The sequence below is a fragment of the Haloimpatiens massiliensis genome (genome assembly GCF_900184255.1).
Taxonomy (GTDB): domain Bacteria; phylum Bacillota; class Clostridia; order Clostridiales; family Clostridiaceae; genus Haloimpatiens; species Haloimpatiens massiliensis.
Window position 1 is genome coordinate 137,086 of the sequence record NZ_LT854636.1, and the last position, 15,571, is coordinate 152,656.

Below are 15,571 nucleotides of genomic sequence, written 5' to 3' on the forward strand. Positions count from 1 at the left end.
TCTCCTACCTCCTAAAAATTTTAGAACAATCCACTTATTACTCCATTTTCATTTACATCTATTCTTTCCGCTGCTGGAAGTTTTGGAAGTCCTGGCATTTTCATTATCTGTCCTGTAACAGCTACTGCAAATCCAGCTCCTGCTGAAATAGTAACTTCTCTTACAGTTATCTTGAATCCTGTTGGTCTTCCAAGTTTAGTTTGATCATCTGTTAATGAATATTGAGTCTTAGCTATACATACTGGAACATCTCCAAATCCGTTCTTTTCTAATTCAGCTATTTGTTTTGATGCACCAGCTGTAAATTCTACGTCGTCAGCGCCATATATTTTTTGTGCAACAGCTCTTATTTTCTCTTTTATTGGTAGGTTAGTTTCATAAGAGAATGTAAAGTTGTTTTCAGCTTTATCTATTAATCTTATAGCTTCTTTAGCAACTTCTATTCCACCTTCTCCGCCTTTTGCCCAAACTTCTGATAAAGTAACATTTACACCTAATTCTTTACATTTATCAGAAACTAATTTAAGTTCTGCTTCTGTATCAGTTGGGAATCTATTTAAAGCAACTACTGCAGGTAACTTATATACTTTAGTTATATTTTCAACATGCTTTAATAAGTTTGGTAAACCCTTTTCTAGAGCTTCTAAGTTTTCTTCGTTAAGTTCTTTCTTTGGAACTCCGCCATTATATTTTAATGCTCTAACTGTGGCAACTATTATAACTGCATCTGGTTTTAAATCAGCCATTCTACATTTTATATCTAAGAATTTTTCTGCGCCAAGGTCAGCACCGAAACCTGCTTCAGTAACTACGTAGTCTCCGAAATGCATAGCCATTTTAGTAGCTATTACTGAGTTACATCCATGAGCTATATTAGCAAATGGTCCTCCATGTACAAATGCTGGTGTTCCTTCTAATGTTTGTACAAGATTTGGTTTTAATGCATCTTTTAATAGTGCTGCCATAGCTCCATGAGCATTTAATTGTCCAGCTGTAACTGGCTCTCCAGTGTAAGTGTAGCCAATAACTATTTTGGAAAGTCTTTCTCTCAAATCCATAATATTGTTTGCTAAACAGAATATAGCCATTATTTCTGATGCAACAGTTATATCAAATCCATCTTCCCTTGGACAACCATTAGTCTTTCCACCAAGTCCATCTACAACAAATCTTAACTGTCTGTCATTCATGTCTAAACATCTTCTCCAAGTAATTCTTCTTGGATCTATGTTTAACTTGTTCCCCTGATAAATATGATTGTCTATCATTGCTGCTAATAAGTTATTTGCAGCTGTCATAGCATGTAAATCTCCTGTAAAGTGAAGATTTATATCTTCCATAGGAACTACTTGTGCATATCCTCCACCAGCTGCTCCACCTTTTATACCAAATACTGGTCCTAATGATGGTTCTCTTAATGCTACTACTGTATTTTTACCTAGTTTTGATAAAGCATCTGCAACACCTATAGCTGTAGTTGTTTTTCCTTCTCCAGCTGGAGTTGGATTAATAGCTGTTGTTAATATAAGCTTTCCTGGCTTAGTTCCATTGTCTTTCTTTAATAAATTGTAATCTACTTTAGCCTTGTACTTTCCATAGTATTCTATGTCATCTTCTGTTAATCCTAACTTTGCAGCTATTTCTTTAATATGTTCTAGCTTAGCCTCCTGTGCAATTTCTATATCAGATTTAAAACCCATTTTTATGCCCCCTTCTCCAATTTCTCTTTTATTTTTTTAACCTCCCCAACGGTTTCTTCAGAATCGTAAGGAGAATGATTAACTCTGTCAGAATCGCCAACATTTTCTCTGTAATGTATAAATCCTAAACAATTTTCTTCTCCCACATGCTCTAATACATAATTTTCATCATCCATATTTCTAACTTTATTAGCTACAACTAAAACCCTATTTATTCCTAATTGCTCTGCTAACTTCTTAACATGCTCATAAGTCTTAATACTTCTTATTCCTGGTTCAATAACCACAATAAATAAATCTACTCCCTGAGCTGTACCTCTTCCTAAATGTTCTATACCAGCTTCCATATCCATTATAACTATATCTTTATTTTGAAGGATTAAATGAGATGTTAATTTCTTTAAAAGTACATTTTCTGGACAAAAGCACCCCATGCCAGCTTTGTCCACAGTGCCCATAGTTAACAATTTAACACCATTATGCTTTTTACAGAATTTTTCTGGTATATCATCTACTTTAGGATTTATTTTAAACATTTTCCCAAAAGTTTCAGGAGTAGAAGACGTTCTTTCTGATATCATAGTCTTCATTTCTGATATGGGAATTATTTCATTTATCATTTCCTCTGGGAAACCAAGCGCCAATGCTAAGTTTGGATCTGGATCTGCATCTACTGCTAAAACATTGTATCCTTCCTCTGCATATATTCTGCTTAATATTGCAGAAAAAGTTGTTTTTCCTACTCCACCTTTTCCTGTTATAGCTATCTTCATTTTCATTATTGATTCCCCCTTTTCTTTCGGTAAAGGTAGGTGCCAGGCACCTACCGAATTTTACCGAAGTTTAGTGAACTTTATCAAGCTTTGTCGTGTTTCTAATTAAATGTTTAACCACTAATATTTCCTTTTTTTTTAATTTTAATTTTATATTCCTATTTTTTTACGTTTTGATTCTATTCTTTCTACCATTTGTTCAGAAGCTTTCTTAGGATCTGTTTCTATAAAGAACTTAGCTCCTACCATGTCTTCCATCTTATTAGTTAGTATGTCCACAACTTCTGGTCCACCTGTTACTGGAGGAACTACTCCTAGCCAAGTATCTATACCTGATGATACTACATAAGTTCCTATAGAAACTGCTTTTTCAGACATCCACTCTGGTGCAACACCAACTACTGGCAAGTCTGATATATCTACTCCTAAATGATTTGCAACGGTTCCTACAAGTTCTAGTATACGGCTTATATCAACGCATGAACCCATGTGTAATACTGGTGGTATATCTACAAGTTCACATACCTTTTTAAGTCCAGCGCCAGCATAATTTCTAGCTTCCTTTTGTAATAATCCAGCCTTAGCTGCTGCTTGAGCTGCACAACCAGTAGCAACTACTATTACATCGTTAGCAATTAAGTTTTTAATAATTTCTACATGACCATTATCATGTGGTGTCTTAGGGTTATTACATCCAACAACTCCTGCAGCTCCTCTTAGAACCCCTGAAACTATACAATCTGCCAATGGTTTAACTGTGCCTGTTACTCCTATATTTGAATTAGTTACTTTATCTAAAGCTGATACTATACTTTCTGTACTGTATCCAACTACTGCTGAACTCTTTTCATTTGGAATATGAACTTTAGAGTTATCTCTATTTTTAAAGTTCAATATAGCTTGTTTTAATATCTCTTTAGCTGATTCATATGCATGTTCTTCATCAAATTCAATATGAGTTGAACCTGTAATCTCTGCTTTTGGAGATGTTGTTATAAATTTAGTATGATAATTTTTAGACAGTTGTGCAAGTGCTGGCATTATACATTGTACGTCAACTATTACTGCTTCTACAGCACCTGTAACTACTGCTAATTCTTGTTGTAAGAAGTTTCCTGCTAATTTAACTCCATGTCTCATAGTAGCTTCATTAGCTGTACAACACATACCAACAAGATTAATTCCATCTGCTCCTTGTGCTTTTGCTAATTCAATAAGTTCTGGATCTTCTGAGGCTAAAATTACCATTTCTGAAAGAGTTGGTTCGTGTCCATGAAGAACTACGTTAACTGAATTTCCTTCTAGTACTCCTAGGTTTGCTTCTGTAGCTATTTCCTTTGGAGTTTCAAACATAATGTCACTGAATTCTGTAGCCATATAAGATCCACCCCAGCCATCAGCAAGAGCTGCTCTCATTGACATTTTTATTAAACTTTCAGCATCTGCTGCACATCCTATATGAGTTGAGTGCATTATAGATACAATGTCTCTATCTATGTTTCTTGGCATTACTTTTAGCTTGTTCCAAATTTCTACTCTTTTTTCTGGAACTGTTGGTGGTAATGTTAATGTGCCAATTTGTTTACTAAATTGTTCTAGTCCTGCTTTTGCTAAATCATGAGCTATATCATAAATGTCTCTTTCTTCTGTCTCTACACCAAATCTTTTTGCAACCTTCATTAATTTCTTTTCGTCTTTTACTTTAAAGTCGCCATCTTTACTTGCGTTAAGAAGAGTTAAAACTATACTTCTGCCGTGATCTGAATGAGCAGCAGCTCCACCAGCTACCATTCTAGCAAAGTTTCTTGCTACTATAACATCAGCTGTGGCACCACATATTCCTCTGTCAGCGCCTTTTCCTGGTACTGGACTAACTCTACAAGGTCCCATAGCACAAATTCTACAACATACTCCGGCTAAACCGAATCCGCATTGTGCCTTTAAATCAACCTTTCTGTCCCAAGCTGTCTTCACTCCATCATTCTTAGCCTTTTCTAACAATTCATTTTGTGCAGTTTGAATATTTAATATTTTCTCCTCCACAGTTTTACCCCCACTCTCTTAAATATTTTCTACAATATTTTCAAATAAAACAAAACTGAAAATTAGTTTTATTCTTTCATTTTAATTATAGTATTTTTAGCCAAAAAAAGAAACACCAAAAAGATATTTTTTTAACAAATTCACCAGAATATTTTTATTTCATTTTTCAGAATATTCAGAGTTTATTTTGTACGTTTTTACGCATTTTTCCCTAAAATTCTCTTCATTTTTGCAGTTTTTTGACGATTAAACCATTCATATGGGGTAATATGTATATGCTTCTTTTCTACATCTGTAATTGTTTTTTGAAACTTTTTACTTCTTTTAGACGCTAAAATTGATTATTATTTAACATTTGTATAAATAGCTCTTTATCTATTTGCATTTTTTCCATTGTGTTTCACAAAAAAAAAGAAACTGTACTATTTTTTATACTCTATTAATACAGTTCTTTTTTTGAAGTAAATACTTACTTTTCCTTTAAAACTACTAATTCATGTAAAGCCCTAGTTGACATTACATATTTAATTTTATTCATTTGTTTATGGTTTAAACCCTCATCAACTAAAATTATTCCATCAAATTCCAAGCCTTTAGCATAATAAGATGGTATTATCACCAATCCTCCTTTATATATACTGTCTTCTTTATCTATTAATTTTACATAAATTTTATCTTTTAATAAGTTATATACTTTTAAAGCTGCCGGTAAATTTTTGCATATAATTGCTATACTTTCACACTCTCGACCTTTAATTTCTTCTATATTAGATATAAGTAACTCTGTCATTTCTTCGCTATTAATATATTCTTCTTCTACCACCATTCTTCCTTCTCTAACCATAGGTACGATGCTAGTGTCTCCTAAATATTTATTTGCATATTGCATAATTCTAGCTGTAGATCTATAACTCTTTTTCAATTTAAAATATTCCACTTCTAATCCTTCTATAAATTCTCCCATATTACCCATAGGTATTTCTCCTTCTACAGGTATTAATCTTTGGTTAGCATCACCAACTATAGTCATAGAACTTGGATTTAGTAGTTCCTTTATAACTACAAATTGTAAATAACTATAATCTTGAGCCTCGTCTATAACTACATGTCTAACTTCTTTCTCATATTTAAAACCTTCTAATTTTATCTTTAAATAAAGTATTGGAGCTAAATCATCTATAGTAAGCTTCTTGTTCTCATTTATTTCATTATATATATCCATGCATTCTTTAGCATTTAACCAATTTAATGCCTTTTTAGTTATAATTACTTCCTTAATTATTTCTCTTATTTTTATTTTTCTTTTAAGTTCTAAAAAACTGCCTTCTAATTCTAATTGCTCTTTATTTAGCTTTTCAACAGCACGTTTGTATTCCAAATTTATTTCTCTTACTATTTCATCTCTTAAATCTCTTATTTTAGAAAAAATTATTCTTCTTATCTTTCTACTTCTTCTAAATAACGGCATATCTTTATAGTATTTACAAAACAGTTCTTTTATTTCCTCTTCTTTTAATACTATTTGTCCAGCTAATTTAACATCTCTTATTTTAAATAGTTCTCTGTTCATTTCTTCAACTAATGAATCTAACCTTGTTTTATATTCCAGCGATGTTTTATATTTAACTTCTTTTATAAATTCTTTATCACCACTAATTATTTTTTCCATATAAGTTCCTAAATCCATCAATTCATCTATGTCCAATAGTATACAAGCAAAATCCGTAAAAGTACTTTGCTTAACCCCCGTCTCTCCAAGACTAGGTAAAACCATAGATATATATTCCATAAAAACATTATTAGGTCCAAATATTATAACTTTATCTTGAAGATATTTTCTATAATTATAAAGTAAATAAGCAACTCTATGAAGAGCTATTGTAGTTTTTCCACTACCTGCTACACCATCTACCACTACAGTTTTTTCTTTAGACTGCCTTATAATTTCATCTTGTTCTTTTTGTATGGTCATTATTATGTCTTTTAATTTTTCTTCTGCATTTTTACTTAAAACCATTTGCAATATTTCATCTTTTATATCTATGGTGGAGTCAAACATCCCTACTAATTTTTCATGCTTTATAACATATTGTCTTTTATTAATTATATCCACAGGAACCTTTCCAGAAGGAGCAACGTACTGTGTTTCTCCTAATTTACCAGCATAAAATAACGAGGCTATAGGAGCTCTCCAATCCACCACCACTGGCTCATAATCTTCTTCTCTAGTGAATCCAAATCTACCAACATATATTTTGTCATCTTCGTTATATTCCTTATCTAAAAAATCCACTCTTCCGAAATATGGCGAAATTTGTAGTATGGACATTTCCTTTAATTTTTTATCTATATTTTTATAAGTCTCTTCTTGAACAAATCTTTCATGATCAAAATATTCTATCATTTTATCTTCATCATCTTTATATTCTTCTACAACCTTTTTTCTATAATTTAATAAGTTCTCTGTTATCTTATTTCTTTTATTTATATAATTTAATATTTCTTCTTTTATAGATTTAATAACATCTGCCAAATGTTGCTTTTCAATTTGCAAATCCATTTCATTTCTCATTGCTTTTTCGTCTTTTTCCACATTATCCTCTCCTTATACCTTTAATTCTAATACTTTTAGTGTAAAAATCTTATCTTATATCTAACTACCGTAATGTAATAATCCTATCTTTCATCAAATCAGTAGATAGCTGTGGCTACCACACCACTGGATAAATTATTCTAATACTCAAGTGGCGGCAATCACTTCTAATAAGTAAAAACTCCATTTGAGTATTAGAATTACTTAATACTATGTATAAGAACTGTACATAACTGGATAAATTTTAAAGTTTAATAATATATGTGCTAAAAAACATTTATAGAATAAAAATGCGACAAAGTCGCATTTTTATATGTTTATAACATTTTTCGTATATATTTTTATTCACTTATATTTTCCTGTTCATCTTTTTTTATTCCCTTATATTCATTAATTATTCCCATAAACTCTTCTCCCATTAAAGTTTCCTTTTCTAAAAGTACTGCTGCTATTTTTTCTAAAAGCTCTTTATTTTCAAGAAGAAGTTTCTTAGCCCTTTCATGGCTTTCTTTTATTATTTTTAAAGTTTCCTCATCTATAAGGGTTGCTGTTTCCTGGCTACAATTTTGAACTGGTTTTCCATCAAGATATCTATTGCTTGGCGATTCTAATCCCACCATGTCAAATTTTTCGCTCATACCATATACAGTTATCATATTTCTAGCAGTTTGAGTGGCTTTTTCTATATCATTAGACGCCCCTGTAGATACCATATTAAATTTTATTTCTTCAGCTGATCTACCTGCTAAAAGCACTGTTATTTCATCATACATTTCTTCTTTTGAAACTAAATATTTTTCTTCCTCTGGAAGCTGCATAGTATACCCTAAAGCTCCCATAGTTCTTGGAACTATAGTTATCTTATGCACTGGATCTGTATTTTTTAAGAGAGCTGCTACTAATGCATGACCAACTTCATGGAATGCTACAGCTTTCTTTTCTTTGTCTGATAAAATTCTGTCTTTCTTTTCTTTTCCTGCTATTATTATTTCAACAGCTTCTTGTAAATCTTCTTGAACTACTTCTTCTCTTCCATTTTTAACTGCTAAAAGAGCTGCTTCATTAACCATATTAGCTAGATCCGCTCCTACAGCTCCCGGAGTAGATTTAGCTACTTCATTTAAATCCACCTCTGAAGACATTTTAACATCTTTAGTATGCACTTTTAGAATAGCTTCTCTCCCCTTCAAATCTGGTCTATCTACAATAACCCTTCTATCAAATCTTCCTGGTCTTAAAAGAGCCTTATCTAATATCTCTGGCCTATTGGTAGCCGCTAATATTACTACTCCTTTTGATGAATCAAAGCCATCCATCTCAGTTAAAAGCTGATTTAGTGTTTGTTCTCTCTCATCATTAGTAGATATAGCATTATCTCTACTCTTTCCTATAGCATCAATTTCATCTATAAATATTATACAAGGAGCTTTTTCTTCTGCTTGCTTAAATAAATCTCTAACTCTAGCAGCTCCCATACCTACAAACATCTCAACAAATTCAGAACCTGACATAGAAAAGAAAGGAACTTTAGCTTCCCCAGCCACTGCCTTAGCAAGTAAAGTCTTTCCCGTTCCTGGAGGCCCTACTAATAGCGCTCCTTTAGGAAGTCTTGCACCTATTTTAGTATATTTTTCAGTATTATGAAGAAAATCTACTATTTCTATAAGAGACTCCTTAGCTTCGTCTTCTCCTGCTACATCTGAAAAATTAACTCCTGTTTCATCTTCTCCATATATCTTTGCATTATTCTTACCAAAAGACATAACTCCATTGCCCATCTTCTTGTCTAATCTTCCAAAAAGCATTTTTCCCATAAAGAAAATTAAAAACAACGGTCCTATCCACCACAATAAAAAATCTATTATAAAACTATTATTTTGAATTGGCGATGAAAATTTAACGTCTTTATTTTTATTAATAGTTTCCAAAAAGGTGTTTTCTAATGAGGAATTTGGTATTCTACCAGTATAAAGAACTTCTTTATTTATTCCACTATTTTTTTTAGGAACAACCATTATCCTGTCTGACTTTATTCTTACACTCTCTATTTTATTTTCATTAGCGAGCTTTAATAGCTTATCATACCCTATTTCTTGAACCCTTAAAGAATCTAAGATATAATTGCCAATAGTTATAAGTAATATTGCCCCTATTATATATCCAATTATATATTTCTTTTTCTTATCTATCATTTTCTCCTCCTCACACTATACCTTAAAAAAACGGCCTAAAACTATTCTACCTTTTACTCACTTTATTTTCAACTAATATTATGTACTATATATTTAGTTTTTTTAAATATTTTTTAAACAAGCTTTATAATAGAAAAAATGTAAAAATAAGAGCCTATTCCAATGGAATAGACTCTTATTTTTATTTGTATTATTTTGCTAATTCATATATAGAATGGGCATATATTTTAGCATTTAAAATTAAATCTTCTATTTCTATATATTCATTTGGTTGGTGATCAAGATCTGGTTTTCCTGGGAATATAGGTCCATATGCAACTATATTAGGCATTTCTTTTGCATAAGTACCTCCACCTATAGATATAAGCTTAGCTTCCTCACCAGTCTGTTCAGCGTAAACCTTTTGTAGTGATTTTATTAAAGAATGATTTGGATCAAAGTATAATGGTTCTTGATGACCAAAGTTTTCTACTCTAATTCCAGTGCCTTCTATTTTAGCATTAAATGGATTCATCATATCTTCTAGTTTACTAGTAACTGGATATCTTAAATTTAAAGTCATCATTGCTTTTTCTTCATTTATGTCTACTACTCCCACGTTAAATGAAAGTTTTCCTGATGCCTCATCTTCAAGACATACTCCAAAGGACTCTCCATGAGTCTCCATACCAACATTTTCATTCATAAATCTTACAAAATCTATTGCATCACATTTGTCAAATTCCAATGTTGAAAGAAATGCAAATAATTGCATTATAGCATTTTTCCCTAAGTGTGGTAAACTTCCATGAGCTGACATACCTATAGATTTAATTATTACGTTATTTCCATTAACTTCTACAGTCATTTCATATCCTGTTTTTTTAGAAAATTCTTCTACAGATTTAATTATAGCTTCAGTATCTTTAGTTACAAGTTCGGCACTACATTTATCTGGAACCATATTAGCAGCATTTCCACCTTTTATGCTCTTTATAACTATATCTCCTGTAGATTTATTTTTTAAATCTTTAACTATGTTGAATATAGTTATTCCCTTTTCTCCATTGATTATTGGATATTGAGCATCAGGGGTAAATCCAGCCGCTGGTGCTTTTTCTTTCTCTAAATAATGTTCAATTTCCTTGCTTCCTGTTTCTTCATTTGTTCCATAAATTATTCTTACTCTTTTATTTAATTTTAATCCTGCATCCTTTATAGCTTTTAATCCATAAAGCGCTGCCATTATAGGTCCTTTATCATCTAAAGTTCCTCTTGCATACATTTTTCCATCATGTATTTCAGCTGCATATGGAGGATACATCCAGCCATCTCCTTCTGGAACTACATCTAAATGTCCTAATACAGCTACATAATCTTCACCTTCACCATACTCAGCATATCCTACATAGTTATCTAAGTTAACTGTTTTAAATCCTAATTTATCACTTATTTTAAGTGCACAATCCAAAGCCTTTGCTGGTCCTTCTCCAAAAGGCATTCCTTCCTTAGCCTCTCCCTCAACACTTTTAATCTTAAGTAATTCTTGTGTTGATGCTATAAGTTCATCTTTCATTTGGTCAATTCTTTTATTGATTTCCACTTTATTACCCCCTATATATTTTAGTTTTTAAAATAAATCCATCCTTTTTTATTCAAATATCTTATATACATTATAAGCCTTTCATAAATAGGATGACAAGTTTCCTTGTAATCCTCTTCGCTTAAATTTTTATATTCTTTTTTAATTTCCGGGATATCTAGTAATATCTTACCTATATCATATATAGTATTATTTCCATCCATGGATTCCCACACTGCTGTTCCAAGTCTATCTAATTTAATGTCACTAACCGCAGGCTTTTTAACAAGCCATCTTAAGAACCGTTCGATAGTCTTGTCATGATAAAATATTAAATACACATTTCCATTTCTTTTTTCCCAATGTTTATGTTTTTTTATTGGTATATATAGTAAAAAGTTATCATTTAATTTTTTATCTTCATTAATACTATTATTGTTCTTCAATATTTATACCCTCTCTTATTATAACTTTAATTGATAATTTAAATTACTATCATTTAAAATGTAAAAGTAAAAATATAAAATTTTAAATAAAAACCCTTATTAATCTAATGTAGAGCTTGAACTTTATGTGCAAAAGTTGAGTTAGTAATCATTTACATTTTTCAGTTATGTAATAACATCAAATACGTAATTTTATTTTACATGTTCTAATATTATAAAGAGCATATTGACCACAAATATTATTATTTATAGTCAATAGCTCTTTTATTTACATTATTATATTATTTAGCAACCTCTTCTACTTTAGATGAGAATTTATATATCCATAATCCCAAAATTAAGAATGCAACTAGAGCTGTCCATGAACTTTCTGCAACAGCAGGCATAATCTTTGGTCCCACCATAATCTTTGATGCTATAGTAGTTCCTCCAATTTTTATAGCTGTTAACACTGCTATAACTATGCCTGTAAGAGCATCTCCTGCCACAAGTCCTGAAGAAAGAAGAATTCCTCTTTCTGTTTGGATTTTTCCTTGAGCTTCGTTATTTTCGAATTTTTTATCTACAAGAGTTCTTATTATTCCTCCAAACAATACTGCTGCACTTAAATGTATTGGAAGATATAATCCTAATGCCACTGGAAGTATTGGAAGACCTGCTAGTGCACAGAATATTCCTATTATAGCTCCAACAAATACTAGAGCCCATGGAAGCTGTGCTGTCATAACTCCCTTAACAACCATAGACATAAGCATAGCTTGTGGTGCTGGTATTGCTTTTGTTCCCATGCCATAAGTGGCATTTAACATTAACAATACTCCACCGGCTGCTGCAGATGCTATAACAACCCCTGCATACATACCCCATTCAACTCTTTTTGGAGTTCCACCTATTATATAAGTTGTTTTTAAACTTTGAGCAGCTCCACCAGCCACTGCTATTCCTATACAAACTATAGCACCTGCTGTAATAGCTACAAGCATTCCTGCATTTCCAGTATATCCAGTAGCCTTTAACACGGCTGTTACAAATAGCAATGTAGCAATAGTCATACCTGATACTGGATTATTTGAAACTCCTATTATACCAGCCATTCTAGCTGATACAACCGCAAAGAAGAATGAAAATAATACTACAAGTATAGATCCTATAATTCCTAATCTTAGCATTGGTAATAACCAACATAATAAGAATACTAGTACCGCACCACCTAATACCCAAGACATTGGTGTATCTATATCTGTTCTCTTAACATTTTTATTTTCATCTTGTGCTCCGCCTACTCCTGCCATAGCTGTTTTAAAGGATTTTATTATAGTAGGAAGTGATCTACCCAAACTTATAAATCCACCTGCTGCAACAGCACCAGCTCCTATATATCTAATATATTTACTCCATATTGCCCAAGCATCCATATTAGCTATTAATTCTGTTGATGGGAATAGCGGTGCTGCAAGCCCAGCTCCTACGTATTTTATTAGAGGTATAAGTCCAAACCAAGCCACTAGTGCTCCACCAAACATATATAAAGCTACTTCTATGCCAACTATATATCCAACACCAGCTATTGATGCCATAGCATTAAAACCAAATATTGTATTTTGCATTGGTGCTATAGTCCATTCTGGTGCTTCCTTCCATAAGGCTAAACCGCTAGATAAGAATTTAAATACTCCTCCACCTAGCAAACCAGTCATAACTGTCTTAAAGCCTGATCCACCTTCCATTCCTGTAACAAGAACTTCTGATGCCGCCATTCCTTCTGGGAACACTAATTCCCCATGTTGTTCTACAATCAAGTACTTTCTAAAAGGAACAACAAATAATATACCTAAAAGTCCTCCTATAGATGTACATACAACTATAGTTGTAAGACTTAATTTCATTCCCCACATTATAATTGCTGGAAGTGTAAATATAATACCACCAGCTATAGACTCTCCCATAGATGCTATAGACTGAATCATATTTGCTTCTAAAATATTATTTCTTTTGAAAACTATTTTTAGCATACCTGCACCCAAAATTGATGCTGGAATTCCCGCTGCTATTGTAAGTCCAACCTGCAATCCTAAATAAACATTGGCTGCAGCGAAAACGATTGCAAATATACAGCCTATTGCTATAGAAACTAAAGTTGTCTCTGGCATTGCTTCACTAGTAGGTACAAAAGGAACATAATCTTCGCCCTTTATTCCACCATAAGCAGTGTGAGAAAGTTTTCTCTTTTGTTCCATTTTTTTCTCCTCCCTTGTTAGGTAATTGTTTTCATCACTTTTAGAACTAATCATCAGTTTAAAATATTCTTAAAATTCCTAGTTCTTAAGCTATTTTATAATATCATAAACTCAATAAAATATTAACCTCGAAATAAGTCGATTATTCCAATTTTCACTTATTATTTTTAGTTTTTTCGTCATTTTTTTATTATTTTCTTTCATTTTAAAACATTTTTGTTTTTTTGTCTTTTTTATATTAATTATTTTTATTAATTATTTACTAAAATTAAAATTTTTCAAAAATAAAAAATCCTTTTAATTATACTTTTTTAAGCTTCATATTTTAGGTACATGAAAATAAATAACAAGTCAAAGATGCTGGTATATTTTGTGTCAGACAAGGAAGCAGGTTCCGCCGCTAGTAGAACTATCGGTGGGTTCTGCTGACGCAGTATGACGCAAAATAGACTAGCATACTGACTTGTTATTTATTTGAATGTGCCTTAATCACATTTATATTTATTTTGCATAAAGAAATAAAATTTATAGCAAGCACATTATTGGAAATAATACATAAATTGCATTTGGATCAATTATTTGAATATACAAATTATTCATTTAATTTTTTGACATTTCAAAAAATTAATAGTAAAATAAAATGGAAGTTATTCATATTTTGTAAGAGTTTTGTATAATTCTCTTTCAATTTTTAAATAAGGGGCTCCCCCCCTTTTTTTATATTATGGGGACTAATCTAAAGGAGCGATTTGATTGGATATAATAAATTTTTATGGAAATATAATTAAAAAAAATATAAAAAGTAACCCTAATTTATCTCTAAATTTAATTAAATTTGGATTAACTTTAGAAGAAAAAAGAACTCGCTTATCTCCTGATAAAAATTTACCTACTTCACTTCAGTACTTAAACACTATCTGTGTAAAATATATATTAGAACCACTAAAAAATCCAAATAGGTCTGCTTTTGTAAATTTATTTGCACCTACAGAAATTTTGCAAGCTATGAACATATATCCTTTGTTTGTAGAAGCTTTTTCTTCCTTTCTTTCTGGACTTCAATGTGAAGATGCTTTTATAAATATAGAAGAGACTAGTGGTCTAGGAGAAACTTTATGTAGCTATCATAAAGCGTTTTTAGGTGCAATTGAATCTGAAGTTTTACCTAAACCTCTATTTTCCACTGCTTCTTCCATAATATGCGATGCTAATATAAATACTTTTAGATATGCAGCTTCTAAATATAATATTCCATTTTACAGTATAGATATTCCTTATGAGTACTCTAAAGATGCTGAAGTATATGTAGTAGATCAGCTTCAGGAATTAATTCTATTTATGGAAGATTTATTAGGAAAACATTTCAATTATGAGTCACTTAAAGAAGTTATAGATAGAGAAAATAAAAGTAAACAACTTTTAAAAAAATATTATAATGAATTAAAATACAAATATTTCCCAAATACATTAACGATTGAGATGTACAAGCTTTTTGCATCCCATGTGTCTATAGGCAGAAGGGAAACTTTAAAATTTTATGAAATGCTTTTAAAAGACATAAAGAGCTTACCTAACTGTAATAAAAACACTAAAAGAATTTTGTGGATACACTTACTACCTTTTTATCACAAAACTTTAAGAGAATATTTTAATTTTAGTAATGATTATCAAATATTAACTTGTGATTTAAATTTTGATTATATGGAAGAAATGGATATATCAAACCCTTTAGCTTCTTTAAGTAAAAAAATGATTTATAATCAATACAATGGAATGTTTCAAAGAAAAATTGATAATATTTTAGAAATGTATAAGTGCTTAAATGCCGATGGAGTTATAAACTTTTGTCAATGGGGGTGCAAGCAATCCAGTGGAGGAGTTCAACTTATAAAAAGCGCTCTTACAAAAGAAAATATTCCTTTCATTTCTATAGATGGTGATGGAATAGATAGACGAAATAGCTCTTCAGGGCAAATAAAAACTAGACTAGAAGCCTTTTTAGAAATGTGGCAAAACTTTTAAAGGG

Annotated in this window: 9 protein-coding genes; 1 reads left to right on the top strand and 8 read right to left on the bottom strand. The window is 31.3% G+C overall.

The annotated features are described in order from the left end of the window. Positions 1–20: 20 nt before the first annotated feature. From C1715_RS01740 to C1715_RS01775, 8 genes are all read right to left on the bottom strand, one after another. Complete coding sequence (locus C1715_RS01740; RefSeq protein WP_102398964.1) at positions 21–1,700, bottom strand: formate--tetrahydrofolate ligase; 1,680 nt, start codon at positions 1,698–1,700, stop codon at positions 21–23. A gap of 2 nt (positions 1,701–1,702) precedes the next feature. Continuing rightward, a complete protein-coding gene (locus C1715_RS01745; protein ID WP_180963973.1) occupies positions 1,703–2,473 on the bottom strand; it encodes an ATP-binding protein in 771 nt (256 codons plus the stop codon). 150 nt (positions 2,474–2,623) lie between these two features. After that, entirely contained in the window at positions 2,624–4,516 is a 1,893-nt protein-coding gene (gene cooS, locus C1715_RS01750; protein WP_102398965.1) for an anaerobic carbon-monoxide dehydrogenase catalytic subunit, read from the bottom strand. 469 nt (positions 4,517–4,985) lie between these two features. After that, entirely contained in the window at positions 4,986–7,088 is a 2,103-nt protein-coding gene (locus C1715_RS01755) for a HelD family protein (RefSeq protein ID WP_102399209.1), read from the bottom strand. Positions 7,089–7,450: 362 nt separating this feature from the next. Continuing rightward, positions 7,451–9,301: an ATP-dependent zinc metalloprotease FtsH gene (ftsH, locus tag C1715_RS01760; protein ID WP_102398966.1), complete on the bottom strand. Its 1,851-nt coding sequence runs from the start codon at positions 9,299–9,301 to the stop codon at positions 7,451–7,453. Between the two features lie 190 nt (positions 9,302–9,491). After that, positions 9,492–10,883: a dipeptidase PepV gene (gene pepV, locus C1715_RS01765; protein ID WP_102398967.1), complete on the bottom strand. Its 1,392-nt coding sequence runs from the start codon at positions 10,881–10,883 to the stop codon at positions 9,492–9,494. A 20-nt stretch (positions 10,884–10,903) separates the two neighbouring features. Continuing rightward, a complete protein-coding gene (locus C1715_RS01770; protein ID WP_242971868.1) occupies positions 10,904–11,308 on the bottom strand; it encodes a PqqD family peptide modification chaperone in 405 nt (134 codons plus the stop codon). A gap of 281 nt (positions 11,309–11,589) precedes the next feature. Beyond that, positions 11,590–13,545, bottom strand: a complete 1,956-nt coding sequence (locus tag C1715_RS01775; protein ID WP_102398968.1) for an OPT family oligopeptide transporter — start codon at positions 13,543–13,545, stop codon at positions 11,590–11,592. 753 nt (positions 13,546–14,298) lie between these two features. Here C1715_RS01775 and C1715_RS01780 point away from each other — a divergent pair. Next, positions 14,299–15,567, top strand: coding sequence for a 2-hydroxyacyl-CoA dehydratase subunit D (locus tag C1715_RS01780; protein ID WP_102398969.1), 1,269 nt, complete (start codon positions 14,299–14,301; stop codon positions 15,565–15,567). The last annotated feature ends 4 nt before the right edge of the window (positions 15,568–15,571 follow it).